18 protein-coding genes and 1 pseudogene are annotated in these 19,619 nt (G+C 70.5%); 17 read left to right on the top strand and 2 right to left on the bottom strand.

The features are described 5' to 3' along the window. Positions 1-469 precede the first annotated feature (469 nt). The 15 genes from ACWD3C_RS45080 to ACWD3C_RS45150 all read left to right on the top strand — a co-directional run bounded on the left by ACWD3C_RS45080 (position 470) and on the right by ACWD3C_RS45150 (position 16,578). The gene (locus tag ACWD3C_RS45080) at positions 470-793 is read left to right on the top strand and encodes a hypothetical protein (protein ID WP_451154036.1); all 324 of its coding nucleotides are present in this window, start codon (positions 470-472) and stop codon (positions 791-793) included. Positions 794-1,111: 318 nt separating this feature from the next. Beyond that, entirely contained in the window at positions 1,112-1,948 is an 837-nt protein-coding gene (locus ACWD3C_RS45085; protein ID WP_451154038.1) for a 2-amino-3,7-dideoxy-D-threo-hept-6-ulosonate synthase, read from the top strand. Beyond that, positions 1,945-3,177 carry a 3-dehydroquinate synthase II family protein gene (locus ACWD3C_RS45090; RefSeq protein ID WP_451154040.1) on the top strand — a complete coding sequence of 411 codons (1,233 nt, stop codon included), beginning with the start codon at positions 1,945-1,947 and terminating at the stop codon, positions 3,175-3,177. Before ACWD3C_RS45085 ends, ACWD3C_RS45090 begins: the two co-directional genes overlap by 4 nt. Positions 3,178-3,183: 6 nt before the next feature. Then, complete coding sequence (locus ACWD3C_RS45095; protein WP_451154042.1) at positions 3,184-4,572, top strand: class I adenylate-forming enzyme family protein; 1,389 nt, start codon at positions 3,184-3,186, stop codon at positions 4,570-4,572. Positions 4,573-4,703: 131 nt separating this feature from the next. Next, on the top strand, positions 4,704-4,979 hold the full coding sequence (locus ACWD3C_RS45100; RefSeq protein WP_451154044.1) for an acyl carrier protein: 276 nt from the start codon (positions 4,704-4,706) through the stop codon (positions 4,977-4,979). Beyond that, the gene (locus tag ACWD3C_RS45105; RefSeq protein WP_451154046.1) at positions 4,976-5,275 is read left to right on the top strand and encodes an acyl carrier protein; all 300 of its coding nucleotides are present in this window, start codon (positions 4,976-4,978) and stop codon (positions 5,273-5,275) included. The genes ACWD3C_RS45100 and ACWD3C_RS45105 overlap by 4 nt, the downstream gene beginning before the upstream one ends. Then, positions 5,265-6,578 (top strand): beta-ketoacyl-[acyl-carrier-protein] synthase family protein, encoded by a 1,314-nt coding sequence (locus tag ACWD3C_RS45110; protein WP_451154048.1) that lies wholly within the window; start codon positions 5,265-5,267, stop codon positions 6,576-6,578. The genes ACWD3C_RS45105 and ACWD3C_RS45110 overlap by 11 nt, the downstream gene beginning before the upstream one ends. Next, on the top strand, positions 6,575-7,336 hold the full coding sequence (locus ACWD3C_RS45115; RefSeq protein ID WP_451154050.1) for a hypothetical protein: 762 nt from the start codon (positions 6,575-6,577) through the stop codon (positions 7,334-7,336). The genes ACWD3C_RS45110 and ACWD3C_RS45115 overlap by 4 nt, the downstream gene beginning before the upstream one ends. Next, a complete protein-coding gene (locus tag ACWD3C_RS45120) occupies positions 7,323-9,026 on the top strand; it encodes a class I adenylate-forming enzyme family protein (protein ID WP_451154052.1) in 1,704 nt (567 codons plus the stop codon). The genes ACWD3C_RS45115 and ACWD3C_RS45120 overlap by 14 nt, the downstream gene beginning before the upstream one ends. Continuing rightward, positions 9,023-9,625, top strand: coding sequence for a hypothetical protein (locus ACWD3C_RS45125; RefSeq protein WP_451154054.1), 603 nt, complete (start codon positions 9,023-9,025; stop codon positions 9,623-9,625). Before ACWD3C_RS45120 ends, ACWD3C_RS45125 begins: the two co-directional genes overlap by 4 nt. A 5-nt stretch (positions 9,626-9,630) precedes the next feature. Next, positions 9,631-10,557, top strand: a complete 927-nt coding sequence (locus ACWD3C_RS45130; RefSeq protein WP_451154056.1) for an NAD-dependent epimerase/dehydratase family protein — start codon at positions 9,631-9,633, stop codon at positions 10,555-10,557. Next, a complete protein-coding gene (locus ACWD3C_RS45135) occupies positions 10,554-12,623 on the top strand; it encodes an FAD/NAD(P)-binding protein (RefSeq protein WP_451154058.1) in 2,070 nt (689 codons plus the stop codon). The genes ACWD3C_RS45130 and ACWD3C_RS45135 overlap by 4 nt, the downstream gene beginning before the upstream one ends. After that, entirely contained in the window at positions 12,620-14,131 is a 1,512-nt protein-coding gene (locus ACWD3C_RS45140; RefSeq protein WP_451154060.1) for a class-II fumarase/aspartase family protein, read from the top strand. Before ACWD3C_RS45135 ends, ACWD3C_RS45140 begins: the two co-directional genes overlap by 4 nt. Further along, positions 14,128-14,844: a 3-oxoacyl-ACP reductase FabG gene (gene fabG, locus ACWD3C_RS45145; RefSeq protein ID WP_451154062.1), complete on the top strand. Its 717-nt coding sequence runs from the start codon at positions 14,128-14,130 to the stop codon at positions 14,842-14,844. Before ACWD3C_RS45140 ends, fabG begins: the two co-directional genes overlap by 4 nt. 69 nt (positions 14,845-14,913) lie before the next feature. Further along, positions 14,914-16,578 carry an AMP-binding protein gene (locus ACWD3C_RS45150; protein WP_451154064.1) on the top strand — a complete coding sequence of 555 codons (1,665 nt, stop codon included), beginning with the start codon at positions 14,914-14,916 and terminating at the stop codon, positions 16,576-16,578. Between the two features lie 82 nt (positions 16,579-16,660). Here the strand turns inward: ACWD3C_RS45150 and ACWD3C_RS45155 are convergent, their stop codons facing one another. Further along, a complete protein-coding gene (locus tag ACWD3C_RS45155; RefSeq protein WP_451154066.1) occupies positions 16,661-17,473 on the bottom strand; it encodes a methyltransferase domain-containing protein in 813 nt (270 codons plus the stop codon). Between the two features lie 290 nt (positions 17,474-17,763). Between ACWD3C_RS45155 and ACWD3C_RS45160 the strand changes: the two genes are divergently transcribed. Further along, positions 17,764-18,423 carry a Rieske 2Fe-2S domain-containing protein gene (locus ACWD3C_RS45160; protein WP_451154068.1) on the top strand — a complete coding sequence of 220 codons (660 nt, stop codon included), beginning with the start codon at positions 17,764-17,766 and terminating at the stop codon, positions 18,421-18,423. Then, positions 18,387-18,611 (top strand): annotated as a pseudogene (locus ACWD3C_RS45165) (Rieske 2Fe-2S domain-containing protein); the annotation flags it as partial. The gene ACWD3C_RS45160 and the pseudogene ACWD3C_RS45165, both read left to right, overlap by 37 nt. A gap of 306 nt (positions 18,612-18,917) precedes the next feature. Here the strand turns inward: ACWD3C_RS45165 and ACWD3C_RS45170 are convergent. After that, entirely contained in the window at positions 18,918-19,544 is a 627-nt protein-coding gene (locus ACWD3C_RS45170) for a class I SAM-dependent methyltransferase (RefSeq protein ID WP_451154070.1), read from the bottom strand. Positions 19,545-19,619: the final 75 nt, after the last annotated feature.

A 19,619-nucleotide genomic window follows, 5' to 3' on the forward strand; every position in this document is an offset into this window, starting at 1 on the left:
CAACGGTCCACGAAGTTCGCATAGAACCTGAAGTGAAGCAAACCGGGGCAACATTGAAAGCCGCCTTTCGGAATGAACCTACGTAAACGCCCTCTGAGAGGTCGTTTTCATCGGCTGAGCCTGTTTCATCCCAACAAGTCCCTGTGGTGGAGCGGCACTTGGGAGACTTGAGGGGCTGGCGTGATTGGCGGGGTGCGAGGGAAGTCCATATTGCCCGTCTCATTCCGTTAAGAGTGTTTCGCCCAAAGGGGAGTTGATATCAGCGATTGCTCCCTCTGGCCTCTACAGAAACGCGACACGCGAGAGGCGCGAGTATCCGCGAGTGGCGCGTGAAGTCGCACAAATCAGCTGAAAACGAAGCGGAATTTGGCGCCATGCGCCGCACAGGGTGCCCCGTCGAGCCCGGCGGTCCTGGGCGCGCTTGGCGGACCAGGACAACCTGAAGGCCCACCGGAGTCCCCTCTGCCGCGTGGCACGATCGGCACGCACTCCCGGCGCCTCGATCACGCACGCCCCCCACCCGGCCAGAACCAGCACAACACCACCGGACAAAGACCTTGACCGGTCCCGCTCCTTCAGGGATGACCAGCACGAGCGCGTCCAAGCCGAGCGCGCCCGGCTCGACGCCGAACTCGTCAAGCCCCGCAACCTGCACCGCCCCCGACGCCCGCGCAGCTACCCACGCGTCGTCAAGAAGCCCCGCCGCAGCAGCTTCCCCGTCAAACGACCCCACCACTACGGGAGTTCCTACCGCCCCACGACCGTCAGGCTCCACCCGATGCCACAACCATGATCAACTTAAGGTAAGTGGCATTGGGACCGGAGCGGGTCACCCTAATCCCCCTAATCCTCGAAATTCAAATTCCACAAGCGCCGCATTCGCAGGCAGGGCACAACGCCTCAACGCGCATAGATCGCGCGAACAGTACGTCCAGGCGGAGTCAACCCCGTGTGACCTGTCGATCTGCTATCAATAAATATGCCTTGAGTCGTATAAAAATTTCCTGATCGCCACACCTTGCCAACGGGCAGCCACGCGAGAATGCTCATGACCGCTTAACTTGAAAGTTCTACAACCATCGATTTTCGGACACGGAGAATCGCAATTCCCATGCTGAGAACGGGCAAGCAATTACGCTTGAGAAGGCTTTCGCTCGCGGGTGACGACCGACATCTGTTCGTCCCACTCGACCACAGCGTCTCGGACGGTCCGATCGTCCCCGCCGACAAGTGGGACGACCTGCTGCGCGCTCTGGTGGCCGGCGGCGCCGACGGGATCATCGTCCACAAGGGACGCGCCCGCTCCTTCGCGCCGGACATCCTAAGGAGCTGCGCGCTGGTGGTGCACCTGAGCGCCAGCACCGCCTGCTCCGCCGATGTGCACGCCAAGGTGCTGGTCGCCGATGTCGAGGAGGCGCTGGCTCTCGGCGCGGACGCGGTCAGCGTCCATGTGAACATCGGATCCGACACCGAGGCCCAGCAGTTGGCCGACCTCGGAGCGGTGGCCCGTTCCTGCGACGCGTGGGGCATGCCCCTCATCGCGATGGTGTATCCGCGCGGCCCCCGGATCGAGGACCCGCGCGACCCCGCCCTTCTCGCACACCTGGCGAACGTCGCCGCCGACCTGGGCGCGGACATGGTGAAGACATCGGTCGCCCTGCCGATCGACCGGATGGCGGAGGTGGTGGCGGGCAGCCCCATACCCGTCCTCGCCGCCGGTGGCCCACCGGACGGCTCCGACCTCGTCGAGTACGGCGCCGCCGTGATGGCCAGCGGCTGCCGAGGGCTGGCCGTCGGCAGGCGGATCTTCTCCTCCCCCACGCCCGCCGCCCTGGTGGCACGCCTCTCGGCGGTCGTCCACGGCGACAGCGACGGCAACAACGGCGTCGGCATCGCCGACGGCATGCGTATGGCCAATTACTCGACGATCGTGGCAGGAGTGGCATGAGGTTCGCATGGATCGACCTGCGTGAGGTTCCCCGTCCGCAGCTCCAGGCGGTGGTGGACGCGGCAATCCACGCGCGGATGGCCGGAGTCGTGGCCTCCGACGCCGAACTGCTCGGCACCCTGCCCCCGACCGTCACCCGGGTCCTGGTCGCCGGAGGCAAGAGACCGGTTCCGGCGCCGACTCCGGATACGGCACTGGCCACCGCCAAGAAGTCCGGCGACAAGGAGGGCAAGGCCCCGGAGAAGGACGCCAAGTCCCCCTCCGGGATCGGCGCTTCCCCCTCCGGCACCGGAGTCGACGTACTCCTGCGGAAGTTCTCCACCCAGGAAGAGCTGGACGCCCTCGCCGCCGGCCACCGCGCGGGCGCCACCGCTGGTGGCACTCCCGTCTCCGGGTTCATCGACGTACGGGACGACCGCACTCTCCGACTGTCGTACGCGGGCGCCATGGTGCTGCCCTACACGGTCATCCACTTCGCCGACCCGACCAAGATCCCGCTGGAGATCGTGCTCGCCGCGGCCGAGTCCGCCGAGGGCAAGCTCGTGACGGTCGTCGACGGCCTGGAGGAGGCGTCCATCGTCTTCGACGTGCTGGAGCGCGGCTCGGACGGCATCCTGTTCACACCGCGCAGCGCCGGCGAAGTCTTCGCGCTGGCCCGCCTGCTGGAGGCGACGACGCCCCAGCTCGAGCTGTCCACCCTCACCGTGGAGAGCATCCGGCACGTCGGACTGGGCGACCGGGTCTGCGTGGACACCTGCTCGCACTTCGAGGAGGACGAGGGCATCCTCGTCGGCTCCTACTCCTCCGGGTTCGTGCTGTGCTGCAGCGAGACCCACCCCCTGCCCTACATGCCGACCAGGCCGTTCAGGGTCAACGCGGGCGCCCTGCATTCGTACACTCTCGGCCCCGACAACCGCACCAACTACCTCAGCGAGGTCGGCTCGGGCAGCGCGCTGCTCGCGGTCGGCGCCGACGGGCGCACCCGGCGGGTCGTGGTCGGCCGGGCGAAGCTCGAGTCCAGGCCGCTCCTGGAGATCCGCACCCACGCCGAGGACGGCCGGCTGGTCAGCCTGACCGTGCAGGACGACTGGCACGTACGGGTGCTCGGCCCCGGCGGGAAGGTCCTCAACGTCACCGAGCTGCGGACGGGCGACGAGTTGCTCGGCTATCTGGCCGCCGACAAGCGCCATGTGGGGCTGCCCATCGGCGAGTTCTGCAAGGAGGTCTGAGGTCCGATGGGCGAACTCGACTCAGACCTCGCCGATCTGGTGCGGCGGCTGTTCGACGCGCACGACGACCGCCTGCCCTATCTGACGCACCAACAGGAGACGCTCACCCGCAGCGATTTACAGGAGCGCGTGGCCAAGCAGGCCGCCGTCTTCGCCGGGTACGGCATCGGGCCGGGCTCCACCGTGGGACTACGGACCCCGCCCAGCTTCACACAGCTTGAAGTACTGCTCGCTTTGTGGCAGCTCGGCGCCCAGGTGCTGCTCTTCGACTTCCGGCTCAAGCCGCCGGAGGTGGACGCGCTCTGCGGTTCCTGCCGACCGCAGTTCATGGTCAGCGCCGGCTCCAACGTCCGGGCCACGTTCGGTTTCCGGTCCGAGTACGAGGTCGTCACCGAGCGGCGAAGATCCGGCCTGTCCGCCACCACCGGGCACCGCCTCGTCCAGTTCAGCTCCGGCTCCACCGGACGGCCGAAAGTCATCGGCAGGACCGCCCGGTCGCTCGCCACCGAGGTCGACAGGTTCGCCAGGGTCCCCGGCATGCCGGCCGAGGGCGACCGGCTGCTGCTGCTCAGCTCGACGGCGCACAGTTTCGGCCTGATCGGCGGCCTGCTGCACTCCCTGGCCGCCGGAGTCTCCGTCGTCTTCGCGCCCCGCGTCTCCGCCCGCGACATCCTGCGGACCGCACAGGAACACCGGGTCACCGCCGTGTTCGGCGTACCGACCCACTACGAACTCCTCACCGCCGCCACCGATCCCCCGGCCCTCCCCGACCTGCGGATCGCGGTCTCGGGCGGCGAGATCATGCCCCCGCAGGTCGCCGCCGCCTTCGCGCAGCGGTACGGCGTCGGGGTCGGCGAGGCCTACGGGACCACGGAGACCGGCATCGTCGCCATCGACGTCGGCGGCACCCTGCGCCCCTCGGTCGGCCGGGCGGCGCCCGGTGTCGTCGTCCGCGTCGACCGGGGCGAACTGGACGTCGCCCTCGACGAGTCGCCGTACCTCTTCGACTCGGGCGGCACCCAGTACACCGACGGCTGGCTGCACACCCGGGACCGGGCCACGCTGGACGCCACCGGCGCGGTGCACGTGCAGGGCCGCGCGGACTCCCTCGTCGTCATCGGCGGCCTCAAGGTGGACCTCACCGAGGTGGAGAACGTACTCCGCGAACACCCGGCCGTCGAACAGGCGGTCCTGGTCCACGAGGACGTGACCGAGGCGTACGTCGCGGTGCGCGCGGGCTCGGAACGGCCGTCCGCCGAGGAGTTGTCGCGATGGTGCCGCGAACGGCTGGCCGACTACAAAGTGCCGCGCGTCGTACGGCTGTTGGACGCGCTGCCGCGCACGTCCAACGGGAAGTTGGTACGGCAGGCCGCGACACTGCGCTCCGCTGGGTAAGGCGGGGCATCCGGCCGGCTGTTGTCCGCAGGCCGGATGTGGCTTGTCGCGCCCACGTGGCGGAGCCGCACATTTCACAGCCCCGCGCCCCTAAAGGGCGCTCGACTCCCCCCTCTCTGGAGATACTGAACATGAGCACGTCGACCCTGGAAGACGAGATCCGCGAGTTCGTCCTGACCTCGGTCATCGACGAGATGAACATCCTGACCAGCCGCGACGGCATCACGGACGACAGCCCGGTGACCGTCGGCGGGCTGGATGTCGACTCCCTGAGCCTGATCGAACTCGCCCTGCGACTCGAGTCGCGGTTCGGTGTCGAGATCCCCGACACCGACATCGAGCCCCTGGCCACGCTGACCCTGGGCGGGCTCGTCGCCGAGGTCGTCCGACGGGGTGCGAAGGCATGAGCACGAGCACGGGTGCCACCGGCACCGACCACATCACCACGGACATCACCACCGACTCCGTACGGGAGCTGCTCTCCGACCGCAAGGTCTTCCCCGGCCTGCCCGACGACCTGGGCGAGGACGCCGAACTCGTCCTGGACTCCCTCGGGTTGGTGTGGCTGCTCCACGTGGTGGAGGAGCGGTACGGCCTGATCGTCGAGCCCTCCGACGAGGACATCGCCGGGATGACCTCGCTCGGCCGGCTCACCGAATACCTGCGTTCCGCCCAGAAGGGTGGCGCCCAGGATGACGCGTGAAGTGCGCGAAGTGCGCGAAGCGCGTGCGGTGACGGTGACCGGATACGGCGTACAGACCGCGTTCGGCGTGGGCGCGGAGGCCCTGCGGCGCGGGGTGTTCGCGGGCGTGCCCGCGTTCCGGCCGACGACACGGTTCGACACGGGGCCGTACCGGACGGCGGTTGCCGCCGTCGCGCCCAGCGATCCGGCTGGGCCCGACAGTCCCGACGGGGTCGACGGGTGGGCGCTGCGGGATGCGCTCCAGCGATGCGGTGACGCTGCGCTGGGCATGGCCGGGCTCGGGGCTGGTGCGGAGGCGGCGGTGCTGTTGGGTGTTGCCGGGGATCATCGGAGCGTTACTCGGTATTGGCGGGGCGCCGGGGGTTCTGTGGAGGCATCTCCGGGCGAGCTGTCGTACATCGGGCGCGGGCCCGATGTGGCGGGTCGCGCCCACGCGGCGAAGCCGCAAATGTCACAGCCCCGCGCCCCTATGGGGGCACATCTCGCTGACGCCGTTCCTGCCCAGCTGGCCGAGTTGTTGGGTGACGGGCTGGGGCTGGTCGGGACCCGGCTTGCCTTCACCAATGCCTGTGTCGCGTCCGCCGCCGCGATCATTCACGCCTGTCGGCTGATCTCCTCGGGGCGGATCGACGTCGCCGTCTGCGCGGGTGGATATCTGGTCGAGGAGGAGACGTTCGGGAAGTTCGACTCCGGGCGGGCGCTGGCGCGGGACGGCATGGTGCGGCCGTTCTGTGCCGAGCGCAGCGGGCTGCTGCTGGGCGACGGGGTCGCCGCCGTCGTACTGGAGTCCGCCGAGCACGCCCGGCGCCGCGGAGCCCGGCCGCTCGCCTCCGTCGTCGGCTGGGGCGCCGCCACCGACGCCCACCACATCGCCCAGCCGCACCCGGAGGGCGCCGGCCTCGCCCGCGCCGTACAGCGGGCGATGCGGCTGGCCGGGGACCCGGACGGGGCGTCCCTCGACTACATCAACGCCCATGGCACCGGCACCAAGTACAACGACGGCGCCGAGACACGGGGCCTGCGCGCCGCCTTTCCGAAGTTCGCCGAGTCGATACCGGTCAGCTCGACGAAGAGCACCACCGGCCACCTCCTGGAAGCCGCGGGCGTCGTGGAGTTCGTGATCACGATGCTGGCCCTGCTGAACGGTGTACTCCCGCCGACCGCCGGATTCGGCAGCCCCGACCCGGAGTGCGACCTCGACTACGTGCCGAACGAACCGCGCCCCACCGACCCCCTCCGGGCCCTCACCGTCAACGCCGCCTTCGGGGGCGCCAACACCGCACTCGTCCTGGAGCGGCCGTGACAACGACCCACACAACCGCCTCGCGTTCCCCCCTCACTTCCCCCACCGCCCCCACCGTCCTCGCCGCCGCCACCGCGAGCCACGGCACCGGCCGGGACGACGACATCGCGCTGCCGAAGCTGCCGGGCTTCGTGGAGTCGGCGTTCAGTCCGCTGGCGTACGAGGTCGCCGCGAGGTGTCTGACCGCGCACCCCGGGGACGGCGACCGTACGGCCGTCGCGCTGGCGAGCCTGACGGGTGACACCACCACGGCCGACCTGGCCAGCTCGCGCATGGTGTCCGGGCGGGTCCACAACCCGCTGCTGTTCATGCAGGCCACCGCCAACTCCGTGCTGGGACACATGAGCCGGGAGTTCGGCATCACCGGCCAGATGTTCAGCCTCTCCACGCTCGCCGACCCGCTCACCGAACTCCTGGCCATGGCCGACGTGTTGCTCGACGACCCGGAGCTCGACCGGGTCCTCGTGCTGGGCGTGGAACTCGGCGGCGGCGAACGCGTGGCCGCCGTACACCGCGAACTGGCCGCCGACAGCGGGCGTCCGGTCCCGTCCCTCCCCGCGAAGGCGGGCCTGGCGGCGGCGCTCCTGCTCGGCCGCGCCGACCACGACACCCCCGCCACCGTCGCCGGGGCACAGGTGCCGATCAACTCCACCAGCGGGGCTGCCGACCAACTCGGCAGCATCCAGAGCCTGTTCGAACTGGCCACCGCCCACCGTACCGACACCGACACGGAGAGCCACACCCATGCTCATCAGTAGGCAGGAGCGGGCCCGGATCTGCTCCGACCCCGCGCTGGGCGCCGGAAACGTCCTGGCGCGGCTGGCGGCGTACGACCGTCCACGCGACGAGGTCGTACTCCGCGTGGACGGCAGCTGGCAGGCGCCCGACGGCAGTTGCCCCACCCAGCTCACCCTCGGGGAGCTGAGCGAGGTCGTCGAGACATACGCGGGCTGGTACACCGCCCAGGGTGTGCGTCCCCGCGACCCCGTCGCCCTCCACTCCCACTCCAGCGCCGAGTTCGCGGTGAACTTCCTGGCGCTGACCTCCCTCGGCGCGATCCCGTCGTTCGTCAACGGCAACCTGCCGCCCGACATCGCGCGGGAGTACGTACGACGGCAGGGCGCCGTGGGCGCCTTCACGGACCGCGCCCACCACGACGTACTCGCGGGCCCCGGATCGGCGCTCGGCTTCTGCGCGACCGCCGCCGACATCCGCCCCGAACACCGCGCCTCGCTCCCGGCCTCCTACCCGTACCGTCACGACCCGACAGACCCGGTGCTCATCTCGCACTCGTCCGGAACCACCGGTATGCCAAAGGGAGTTCCGCACACCCACCAGACCCTGATGTACGCGCAACTGCACCGCCTTCGCTACTCCACCGGAACCGACATGGAACGCACCCTCGTCGGACTGCCGGGCGCCCACAACGCGATGGTGGCGACGCTGCTGTACTGCCTCCTGCTGCGCACGGACATCAAGCTGCTCTCCAGCCAGCACGGCACCGACGTCCTGGACGCCATCGAGGAGTTCAGGCCCACCACCGTGCTGGCCTTCGCCGGGACCTTCGGCGAGATGGCCGCCGAGGACCTGACGACCCGCGACCTGTCCAGCGTGCAGGTGTGGTTCAACACCGGGGACGCGGCCCACGAGGCGCACATCCGGGCCCTCGTGCGGCACGGCAGCCACCAGACGATCGGCAAGGACCTGCGGCGGACCCGGGTCGAGGGCTCGGTCTTCGTCGACGGGCTCGGCTCCTCCGAGGCCGGCTACTCCGTCTTCCACAACCGGCACACCAAGGACACGTCGGCGTACTCGCGCTGCGTCGGCAGGCCGATCAGCTTCGCCGAGGCCGCCGTACTCGCCGAGGACGGAACCCCACTGCCGCCCGGCGAGATCGGCCGCCTCGGCCTCAAGTCCCCCACTCTCACGCCTGGTTACTGGAACGACTCGGTGACCTGGAACCGTATGCGGCTCGGCGGCTACTGGCTCACCGGCGACCTCGCCCACCAGGACGAGGACGGCAACTTCTACCACCTCGACCGCGCCCCGGACACCATCCGTACCAGCTCCGGCGTCGTCTTCAGCACCCGCACCGAGGAACTCCTGCTGCGCGAACTGCCCGAACTGGCGGACTGCACGGTCGTCGGGGTCGCCGACGACGGCGTACGGGCCGACTGGGACGGCGACGGGGTGGCGGATGCGTACGCGCTGCTCCAACTCGCCGACGAGGAGGGAGCCGAGGCGGCGGCCGAACAGGGTGTCACCGACGCGGAGTTGACCGACCGCGTCAACACCGCCCTCAGGGCCGCCGGTTTCCCCCCGGTCACCCGCGCCCTGCGCATGAGGCCCGACGACGTCGCCAAGGGCGCCACCGGCAAGGTCCTCAAGCGAGTGATGCGCGACCGCTTCACCGCCTCCGTCGCCTCAGCCGTCAAGGGGCAGCCATGAGCACGGGGGCGGGTGCGGGTGACGGCGTCAACCACCGTGCCCGGGCGAGCGAGGCGTACCGGCTGTGGTGGCAGCACGACGCGAACTGGTATCAGGCGGTGGCGAGCCGGTTCGGGCAGGAGGCCGCCAACGAGCTGAACGCCGAGGCGCTGCGCAAGGTCGCGACGCACGTCGGACAGCGCGTCGGCCGCCTCTGCGGCCCGCTCCCCGACACCGGCGACACCGGCAAGGACCTGGAGGAGCTCCGCCGCCGCTACGACGACTGCGGCGACCGGATGTTCCCGCCGGAGCTGCGCAACGCGTCCACGGAGGTCGAGGAGGTGACAGAGCGGGACGGTCTGATCGTCCTCACGCTCCGCCGCAGCTTCGCCGTCACCATGGTGCGGATGGCCGGTTCACTGGACGGCTACCGCTGCCCGTGCACCGACATCCACGCGGGCTGGTCCGAGGGCCTCGGCGTCACCCTGACGGAGAACCGCGCCGAGTCGTGCCTGCGCGACGGCGACAAGGCGTGCCGCCTGCTGATGCGCGTACGCGCCCCTCTCCATCACGACCCCCTTGCTCACGACGACAACAAAGACGACAGCAAAGAGGACTGAACGACATGCGGATACTTGTCGCGGGTGCCACCGGAGTGGTCGGCCATCCCCTGGTGGGCGCGCTGCGGGCGCGGGGCCACCAAGTGAGCGCGCTGGTACGGGAGGAGTCCCGGACCCGTGCTCCGGAGGCGGACACGATCGTGGTCGCCGACGCGCTCGACCGCGAAGCGCTGCTGGCCGCCGTGCCGGAGGCACGCCCCGAGGTGGTCGTCCACCAGATGTCGGCGCTGCGCGAGATGTTCGACAACCCCCCGGAGGCCTTCACCCGGACCGCGCGACTGCGCACCGAGGGCACCGCCAACCTGATCGCGGCGGCCCGCGCGGCCGGTGCCCGGCGGCTGGTCGCGCAGTCCATCTCCTTCGCCTCCGCGCCGACCGGAGACCCGGTCGTCGACGAGGACGCGCCGCTGTGGGTGGACGCCCCAGACCCCGGCTGGGCGGCCACCGTACGGGCGGTCGCCGACCTGGAGGCCCAAGTCCTGGGCGCCTCACCCGAGTTGAGCGGCGCAGTGCTGCGGTACGGCTCACTGTACGGCCCCGGCACCTCGTACGCCCGTACCGGCGCGTCCGCGCAATGGGTACTGGCGGGCAAGGTCCCGCTGCCCGAGGGCGGGACCGGGGTCACCTCGTTCCTGCATGTGGAGGACGCCGTGGGCGCGGCGGTTGCGGCCGTGGAGTCGGAGGCAACCGGCGTCTTCCACATCACTGACGACGAACCGGCCCCGGCCGCCCAGTGGTTGCCCCACTACGCCCAGGCCCTGGAGGCCCCGGAGCCGCCCACGATCCCCGCGGCGTCGGCCCCCCGGTTGCTCGGCTGGTTCATGGCCCACCAGCTCACCGCGGCGGCCGGCGCGTCGAACGCCAGGGCGGGTAAGGAACTCGGCTGGAAGCCGCTGCGGCCGAGCTGGCGCCACGGGCTGGGCGAGGAATGACCGGACCCGAACCAGGCTCTTCGGGGGCGACCGGTACGCCGGCCGCCCCCGGCCACCCCCGCGATGCCGTCGTCGTGTGCGTGGTCGGCGCCGGTCCGCGCGGGCTCTCGGTACTGGAGCGGCTCTGCGCCAACGCGGGCGAGGCCGGCCGCCCAGTCGTCATCCATCTCGTCGACCCGTACCCGCCGGGCCCGGGCGCGGTGTGGCGCACCGACCAGCCGTCCGAGCTTCTGATGAACACGGTCGCCTCCCAGGTGACCCTGTTCACCGACGACAGCGTGCCGTGCGCGGGCCCGTCGGTACCGGGCCCGAGCCTGTACGAGTGGGCCCGCACCCTGGCAACGGGATCGGGACCGGGACCCGAGGTGTACCCGGCCCCGGTCCTGGCGGAGGCCCGCCGCCTCGGCCCGGACACCTATCCGACCCGCGCCTTCCATGGCCACTACCTGGAGTGGGTCTTCGGGCGCCTGTTACGCACCGCCCCGCCCGAGGTCACGGTCCACACCCACCGGACGAGGGCGATCGCACTGGCCGACGACCCGGACGGCACCCAGTCGGTGACCCTGGCGGACGGCGAACCGCTCACCGGCCTGGGCGCGGTCGTACTGGCTCTGGGCCACGGCCAGTTGACCCCGAGCCCGGAGGAAGAAGCCCTGCGCTCCTTCGCAGCCCGCCACGCAAGTACAGACAGAGGTACGGGTACGGGTACGGGTGTGTCCTACGTGGGGCCCGCCAACCCGGCCGACGCCGACCTGAGCGGAATCCGCCCCGGCACCCCGGTCGCCCTGCGCGGACTCGGCCTGAACTTCTTCGACCAGCTCGCCCTGCTCACCGAGGGCCGCGGCGGCACGTTCAAACGGGGCCACGACGAGGACGGCCGGGGTGCCGGGCTCGTGTACATCCCGAGCGGCAACGAGCCGGTGCTGTACGCCGGTTCGCGACGCGGAGTGCCGTACCACGCACGCGGCGAGAACGAGAAGGGCGCGCTGGGCCGCCACCACCCCCGCTTCCTGACCCAGGAGGTCATCGCCGGCCTGCGGCGACACCCCGTCGGCTTCCGTGCGGACATCTGGCCCCTGATCGACCGCGAGGTGCAGACCGTCTACTACGAGGCGTGGCTCCGGGCCGCCCAAGGCCCCCGGGCGGCAGCCGAGTTCGTACGGTCCCGTCTCGCGCACGGCGACGACGAGTCGGCGCTCCTCGACCGGTACGACGTGCCGCCGGACGAGCGATGGGACTGGCGGCGCGTTGAACACCCGTACGGAGACCGGCACTTCACGGACCGCGCCGAATTCCGGCGCTGGCTGCTGGGATATCTGCGGCAGGACGTCGTCGCCGCCCGCCTCGGCAATGTGAACGGCCCGTTGAAGGCGGCGCTGGACGCGTTGCGGGACCTGCGCAACGAGGTCCGGCTGGTGGTCGACCACGGAGGGGTGTCCGGAGAGTCGTACCGGGCCGAACTGGATGGCTGGTACACGCCGTTGAACGCGTTCACGTCGATCGGCCCACCCGCCTTCCGGATCGAGCAGCTGATCGCGCTGATCGAGGCGGACGTGATTCAGGTGGTCGGCCCGGGGATGCGGGTGCGTCCGACGGACGGTGAGGGCGATCCGCGCGAAGGCGATCCCCGTGAGCCCGGTTTCCTCGTGGACGCGGAAGGGGTGTCGGAGTCGCCGGTGCTGGTGAGGGCGCTCGTCGAGGCGCGGCTGCCCGACATCGACCTGCGGCGCAACGCCGATCCGCTGCTGCGGGGGCTGCTGGCGGAGGGCGGGTGCGTCCCGTACCGGCCGGGCGGCCACGAGGCGCACGAGACGGGCGGGATGGCGGTGACCGAGGGCGCGCCCCACCTGCTGGACGTGTCGGGGCGGGCGCACCCTCGCCGGTTCGCGTTCGGGGTGCCGACGGAGGGCGTTCGCTGGGTGACGGCGGTAGGCATCAGACCGGGCGTGGGCTCGGTGACGCTGGAGGACTCGGATGCGATAGCGCGGGCGATACTGGGGCTGGAGACGGGACCGGGGCCGAAAGGGTTGACCACTGATCGGACATCTGGCGCGGGGAGAAGATGAGCATGAACGGGAGGATGGGGGCGCTCTCGTCCGTCGGTACCGACGCAGGGCTGCTCGCTCCCACATGGGCGGGCACGCCGGCAGCGGCCGAAGTGACCGACGAGGCATGGCTCCAGGCGATGCTGGACGTGGAAGTGGCCCTGACCCAGGCCCAGTTCGAGGTCGGCCTGACACCGGCCTCAGCGCTGGCGTCGATCGCCTCCCAGGCCCACGCGGACCACCTGGACCTGGTCGCCTTGGCGCACGCGGCCCGAGGCGCCGCCAATCCGGTGGTCGCCCTCGTCGCCGCCTTCACCGAGGTGGTCGCCGCGAAGGACCCGGCCGCCGCCGAGTACGTACACCGGGGTTCGACCAGCCAGGACATCCTCGACTCGGCGGCCATGCTGGTCGCCCGCCGCGTGCTCACCCTGATCGCCGCCGATCTCGAACGCACGGCCACCGCCCTGGCCGCGCTCGCGGACACCTACCGCCACACCGTCCTGGCGGCCCGCACGCTGGCCCAGCACGCGGTACCCACCACCCTCGGTCTGAAAGCGGCGACCTGGCTCCAGCTCGTCCTGGACTCCCTGACCCGGGTACGGGCGGTGGCCGATGAGCTGCCCGCCCAACTGGGCGGCGCGGCAGGCACGTTGGCCGCGTACCGCGAGTACGCGGCCGTGGACGGCGAGGGGCGAGTTTCGCCCGAGCCGGGTGGGCCGCTCGGGTCGGGCGAGGGCGGCGGAATCGAGTTGCTGGCCCCGTTCGCGAAGGCCCTCGGCCTGGCGGAGCCGACGCTGCCGTGGCACACCGTACGTACCCCGATCGCCGAACTGGGCGCGGTACTTCAGCTGGTCACGGGGGCGCTCGGCAAGTTCGCGCTGGATGTGCGGACGCTGTCCCGTACGGAGATCGGCGAGCTGTCCGAGCCGGCGGCGGCGGGACGCGGCTCCTCGTCGGCGATGCCGCAGAAACGCAACCCGGCGCTGGCCACCCTCATCATCTCGGCGTCCCACCAAGTGCCCGCGTACGCACTGGTTTTGGCCCAGTGTCTGCTGGCGGAGGACGAGCGCCCGGCCGGGGCGTGGCATGCCGAGTGGCAGCCGCTCCGGGAGGCACTGCGGCTGGCGGGCGGTGCGGCGCACACGGCGGTGGAGCTGGCGGAGGGCCTGATCGTCCACCCGGAGCGCATGCTGGCCAACCTCGACCTGACGGGCGCGGCGATCGTCACCGAACGGCTGGCGGTCGTACTCGCCCCGGTGCTCGGCAAGGCGCACGCGAAGAAGCTGCTGTCGACAGCCTCGGCCGAGTCGGCGGCAACGGGCCGCTCCCTCACCGAAATCCTCCTGGCGCACCCGGAGTTGGCGACCGCACTCACCCCCGCCCACCTCTCGGACCTGCTCGACCCGACCCGCTACACGGGCGCGGCGGACGCACTGGTCGACCGGGCGCTGCGCGGATTCGGCGACCGCGCGAAGAACAGCACGACAGAGCACGACAGGAAGGGAAGCAATGGAGGGAAGGAAGGATGACTAGGGCAACGCCCCGCTCAGTCCTGGTGACCGGGGGAAACAGGGGGATCGGGCTGGCCGTGGCACGCCGCTTCGCGGCGGCCGGGGACCTGGTCACGGTGACCTACCGTGGTGAGAAACCACCCGGCGACGAGAAGTTTCTTTCCGTGCAATGCGATGTGACGGACAGTCAGCAGGTGGACCAGGCCTTCAAGGAGGCCGAGTCGGCCCACGGTCCGGTCACCGTCCTGGTCGCCAACGCGGGCGCCACCCAGGACCGGCTGCTGGTACGGATGAGCGAGGCGGACTTCACCTCCGTCATCGACACCAACCTCACCGGGGCCTTCCGCGTCGCCCAGCGCGCGGTGCGCGGAATGATCCGGGAACGCCATGGACGTATCGTGCTGATCTCCTCCACGGCGGCCCTCCACGGCGCCCCCGGACAGACCAACTATGCGGCGGCGAAAGCGGGGTTGGTCGGCTTCGCACGGTCACTGACCCAGGAGCTCGGCCCCCGGGACATCACCTGCAACGTGGTGGCGCCCGGCCTGACCGAGACGGACATGACCCGTGCGCTCACCGAGGAGCAGCGCCAGGAGCTGCTGCGGCAGACCCCGGCCGGACGGCCGGCCCACCCCGACGAGGTCGCCGACGCGGTGGCGTTCCTGGCCGGTGCCGGATATGTACGCGGCGCCGTGATCCCGGTCGACGGAGGCGCCGGACTGGGGCACTGAGGGCCACTCACGGAACGAAATAGACGGAATAAAAGACGACATAAAGCAAGAAAATTCACCCTACCGGAAGTGAAGACTGTGAACCCGATCACCACCTTGCGCCCCTCCGCCACCACCGTGGAGCAGTACCGCAAGGAGGACCACTGGCGCCCCGGCACCATCCTGGACGACCTGGCGCGGTGGCGTGCCGAGACCCCCGACGCCCCCGCCCTTCTCGTGTCGGAGGTCGGCCGGGGCACCCTGGAGCTGAGCTACGCGCAGTACGCCGAGTACGTGGACCGCTTCGCCGGCGCGCTGCACGCGCTGGGGGTGCGCAGCGGTCAGGTCGTCGCGATGCAGTTGCCGAACGTCTGGCAGGTCGGACCGCTGGTGCTGGCCTGCGCCCGGCTCGGGGCCGTCGCGGCGCCGATCATGTGCGCGTTCCGCCCCCGTGAGCTGGAGCGGATGCTCCGCCGGCTGGATGCCGTCGTCTGCGTGACCGTCGATCGGTGGGACAACTTCGAACACGCGGCGGCGCTGGCCGAGATGGCACCCAGGCTGCCCACACTGCGCCACCGTGTGGTGCTCGGCGAGCGGACCGCGGACGGGGACGAACGGACCACGGACGGCGAACTCGACTTCCGCGAGTACTTCGAGCAGACGGAGCACGGCACCCTGCCGGATCCGTCCGTCGTGGACCCGGACCGGGTCTCCCTGGTGCTGTTCACCTCCGGTACCTCCGGCGAGCCGAAGGCCGTCCTGCACACCCTCAACACCTCGTACGCCTGGTACGCCCCCGTGGCAGCCGCCGACGGCATCGGCCCGGACAGCCGCGTCTACTCACCGAACGCGGCGACGCACATCGTCGGCCTCAACATGGGCATCTTCATGCCGCTGCACCGCGGGGCCTGCGCGGTCGTGACGGACCGCTGGGAGCCGGAGGCCGTCATCCCCTTCCTGGCCCAGGCCCAGGTCAGCTGGATGGTCATCGTCCCGGTCTTCCTCTCCGTCCTGATCGACGCGATGGAACGCACGTCGCAGCGACTGCCCACGGTGCGGATCATCCGCGCGGGAGGCACCATCGTCCCGCAGCCACTGTTCAGGCGGGTGACCGAGACCTTCGGAATCCCGCTGGACGTGGGCTGGGGTATGACGGAGGGCGCCAACGTCTTCACCCGCGCCGGAGAGCACCCGGAGCTGGCCGGCCGCACCGTCGGGCGCTGTGCCCCGGGCCACGAGATCGACCTGCGGGCCGACCACCCGATCAGCGACGAGCAACCCGGGCGTCTCTACGTCCGCAGCCCTTCGCTGTGCCTGGCCACCTGGGGCCGGGACGACGGCCGGCTGACCGTGCTCACCGAGCACGACGACGGCTGGTACGACACCGGTGACCTGGCGGCGCCGGACGGCCAGGGCGGCATCCGGCTGCACGGCCGCGCCGAGGACCGGATCGGCGTCATCATGATCCCGGTCAGCGACGTCGAGTCGGCGCTGCTGGACCACCCCGACGTACGGGACGTCGCCCTGGTCGGCTACCCGGACGGCCACGGCGGCGAACTCGCCTGCGCGGTCGTCGTACCGGGGGAGGGGACGCCCACCCTCGACGGCCTGCGCGACTGGCTCGACGGGCTCGGCATGAGCGAATGGTGCCAGCCGTCCCGCCTGGAACTCCTACCCCAACTGCCGCGCAACGAGACCGGCAAGGTACGCAAGAACCTGCTCCGGGAACGGCTTCGGCCGCGCTCAGCTGACTGAGGAGGATGATCGGGTCGCCCGGGAGACTCACTCGTCCCCGGGCGGCCCGACCACCAGGCTCCTACGACCTACGACTTATGACCTACGACGCCAGGCGGGCCGTGGTGACGAAGAAGGTCGCCGTCGCGGTGAAGGCGTTCCGGCGGGAAAGATCGCCCAGGTCGTCCTTCCACCGCGCCGCCGCCTCCTCGCTGACGACGCCCTGGGTGAGAGCCGCCGTCAGGGTCGGCTCCAGCACCACGCCGAACGCGGACGCGTGGTCGTTCAGGCTCGCCATGACGGGAACGACGGAGATGTCGGTGAATCCGGCGTCGGCGAGGTGGTAGGCGTTGTGGGTGCCGGCGTGGGGATTCGGGACGGCCGAGCAGAACGCGTCCTTGACCGCGTCGGTCGTCTCCGGGATCCGCGAACTCACCACCATCGACGCGAGATCGGGGTCCGCGAGAACGATCGTCCCGCCCGGCCTCAGCACCCTGCGGGCCTCGGACAGCGCCTCGGCGGGATCGGGGAAGTGAAGGAAGGTCCGCTCGGACCGGTACCACGACAGTTCAGCGTCCTCGAACGGCAACTCGAAGGCGCTGCCCCTGACAACGTGACAGTGCGGGAACCGGGCCAGGGCCGCGTCGACCATGGCCTGACTGCTGTCGACCCCCACGGCGTCCTTCCCGAGCCGTACGAGATCCGCGACGGCGCGTCCGGCGCCGCACCCGATGTCCGCTCCCCTGCTCTCGGCGGCCTCCACGGCGCGATAGGTGGCCTCCCGCACCGCGCGGCCACTCTCGCTCTCCTCCATCTTCCGCAGATAGGCGATGAAGTCCTCGGGGACGGCGGAGGAATCGACGTCATGGAAGCGTGCGGCAAGGCTTTCGGCGGTGCGTGGTCCGGTGGTGTCCACGTGCTGCTATCTCCCGTCAGGAGGGTGCCTGATGCTTCAGTGCTATGAGGTTTCGCAAGATTTACCGATAGCCCCCAACTTAGCTTATTTGTATGGGAGTTGACAGTGATTCGGGAGGGACGGACGCGTTCGGGAACACGCGAACGGAACGGACACCTCCTGATCCCATACGCCCCCTGATCACATCGGACCAACTCGGCTGGCATCGGCGCATGCGCTTATGGCGTAGTCATGACAAGGTCGCGACCCTGGACTCACTCCGTCGCGACCCACGAGCCGACGAGTACCCGATGCCGATCGTCCCGTACGGCTGGTACGCCGTACTCCGCAGCGCGGAGCTGCGCCCTGGCAAGGTCGTCAGCCTCCACTACTTCGGCCGGGCGCTCATCGCCTTCCGGGGACGCGACGGGCAGGCGGCGGTCCGGGACGCGCACTGCCCCCACTACGGCGCTCACCTGGGCGCCGGCGGGAAGGTCGTGGACGGCACGGTGGAGTGCCCGTTCCACGGCTGGCGGTTCGGCACGGACGGGCGCTGCGTGGAGGCCCCGTTCGCCGCCCGCGCCCCTAAGGTGTCCGTCGGCGGCTTCCCGGTCCGCGAACACAGCGGGCTCGTCCTCGTGTACGTCGGCCCGGGCGAGCAGTCGTGGGAGGTACCGGAGATCCCCGAGACGGAGTCCCGGGACTTCACCACACCCATCGACGACGTCCGCCGGGCGCGCATCCACATCCAGGAGATGCGCGAGAACATCGTCGACGAGTCCCACTTCCACTACATCCACGGCCAGCCCGAACCCACCGTCCGGGAATGGCACCAGGACGGCCCGTACGCCGAGGCCCGCGGCAGAATCGCCCGACGCGTCCTGGCCTGGGAATCGACAACACCTTCGACGCGTTCATGTACGGCCCGGGCATCATGGTGGTCCGCGCCCACGGCCCGCTCCTGTCGGTGACGGCGATCGCCCTCACGACCCCGGTCGACGACCACACGAGCGAACTCCGAACCCTCTTCTACCTACGCACCCCGCCCCGGCTCCGCTTCCTGACCCCCCTCTTCAAACTCGTCTTCCGCAGGGAGGCCCTGAGCGAGGTACGGGAGGAGGTCGAGATCTGGGACCACAAGATCCACCAGTCCCGCCCGGTACTGCTCCCGCACGAGAAGGGGATCAGGGCGTTGCGGCGGTGGTATGCGCAGTTCTATCCGTCGGAGGTGATGGTGCCGGGGCGCGGCGGCCGGGCCTGCCGGACGGCGCCGGGGACGCGGGCGGGGAGGGGGTCGGACCTGCCAGGCGGAGAGGGAGCGACGAGCCGGTCCGGACCGGAGCCCAGGAAGGCGGGACTTGATCGCCCCCCTGTGAGCGGGGTGGCGGCAGTCCACGTGGCGGAGTGGCGCAGCGTTGCCCCTGCGGCCGGCCCCCTGGCACACGAATCAGGCTCGCTCGCCCTCTCACACTGCCCTTCGTCGTACGGCACGGAACACGTTCGTTGTGATGGGTGGTTCGTGTGCGCTGCCCGGATCGCGGATGGCGTCGGTGCACGTGATGTCGAAGCCGTGCTGGTCGCAGAGCTTGTGCCACACCGGGATGTCGAGAACCCAACGCAGCATGGTGGCCGGCGTACCGTCCGGCCGTCGGGTGGAGATCGTGGCGGGCCGTGGCTCCATCTCGGGGGCGCTGCCGTTGCGGTAGTGCGCGAGGGTGGAGAAGACGAGCAGTCCACCGGACCGCAGCCCTTCGGCGATCACCGGCAGCAGCCCGCCGGGGGCGGTGAAGTCGAGTGCGCCGAAGACGCAGTACGCGACGTCGAACGACTCGGGATGCGTGGCCATGTACGTGGCTGCGTCATCGTGCACCAGGTCCAGGCGGGAGATGTCCCCGAAGCGTTCACGACCGCGAGCGTGCTGGACGGGGTCGCGGTCGACGGCCACCACGCGGGCGGGCCGGTGGGCGCGGGCGAGGTAGGCGGCCTGTCGTCCTGATCCGGCGCCGATTTCCACCACGGTCCGGTCCGTGATGTCACCGAGGAGTTCGGGGCCGGGCTCAGCGCGCTGATACCACTGAGGTTGAACTCGCAGTGGCGGGCCGGTAGATCATCCGGCGCCCATGAGTAATCCGGTCTCGGTGAGGCAGCCGTCGATCAGCTCTGCCCG

This window comes from Streptomyces sp. NPDC002845 (assembly GCF_053591955.1).

Excerpts from the sequence above, each read along its gene's own strand:
- ACWD3C_RS45085 (WP_451154038.1), top strand. The coding sequence starts at position 1,112 with ATGCTGAGAACGGGCAAGCAATTACGCTTGAGAAGGCTTTCGCTCGCG.
- ACWD3C_RS45090 (WP_451154040.1), top strand. The coding sequence starts at position 1,945 with ATGAGGTTCGCATGGATCGACCTGCGTGAGGTTCCCCGTCCGCAGCTC.
- ACWD3C_RS45095 (WP_451154042.1), top strand. The coding sequence starts at position 3,184 with ATGGGCGAACTCGACTCAGACCTCGCCGATCTGGTGCGGCGGCTGTTC.
- ACWD3C_RS45100 (WP_451154044.1), top strand. The coding sequence starts at position 4,704 with ATGAGCACGTCGACCCTGGAAGACGAGATCCGCGAGTTCGTCCTGACC.
- ACWD3C_RS45105 (WP_451154046.1), top strand. The coding sequence starts at position 4,976 with ATGAGCACGAGCACGGGTGCCACCGGCACCGACCACATCACCACGGAC.
- ACWD3C_RS45110 (WP_451154048.1), top strand. The coding sequence starts at position 5,265 with ATGACGCGTGAAGTGCGCGAAGTGCGCGAAGCGCGTGCGGTGACGGTG.
- ACWD3C_RS45120 (WP_451154052.1), top strand. The coding sequence starts at position 7,323 with ATGCTCATCAGTAGGCAGGAGCGGGCCCGGATCTGCTCCGACCCCGCG.
- ACWD3C_RS45125 (WP_451154054.1), top strand. The coding sequence starts at position 9,023 with ATGAGCACGGGGGCGGGTGCGGGTGACGGCGTCAACCACCGTGCCCGG.
- ACWD3C_RS45130 (WP_451154056.1), top strand. The coding sequence starts at position 9,631 with ATGCGGATACTTGTCGCGGGTGCCACCGGAGTGGTCGGCCATCCCCTG.
- ACWD3C_RS45135 (WP_451154058.1), top strand. The coding sequence starts at position 10,554 with ATGACCGGACCCGAACCAGGCTCTTCGGGGGCGACCGGTACGCCGGCC.
- ACWD3C_RS45140 (WP_451154060.1), top strand. The coding sequence starts at position 12,620 with ATGAGCATGAACGGGAGGATGGGGGCGCTCTCGTCCGTCGGTACCGAC.
- fabG (WP_451154062.1), top strand. The coding sequence starts at position 14,128 with ATGACTAGGGCAACGCCCCGCTCAGTCCTGGTGACCGGGGGAAACAGG.
- ACWD3C_RS45160 (WP_451154068.1), top strand. The coding sequence starts at position 17,764 with ATGCCGATCGTCCCGTACGGCTGGTACGCCGTACTCCGCAGCGCGGAG.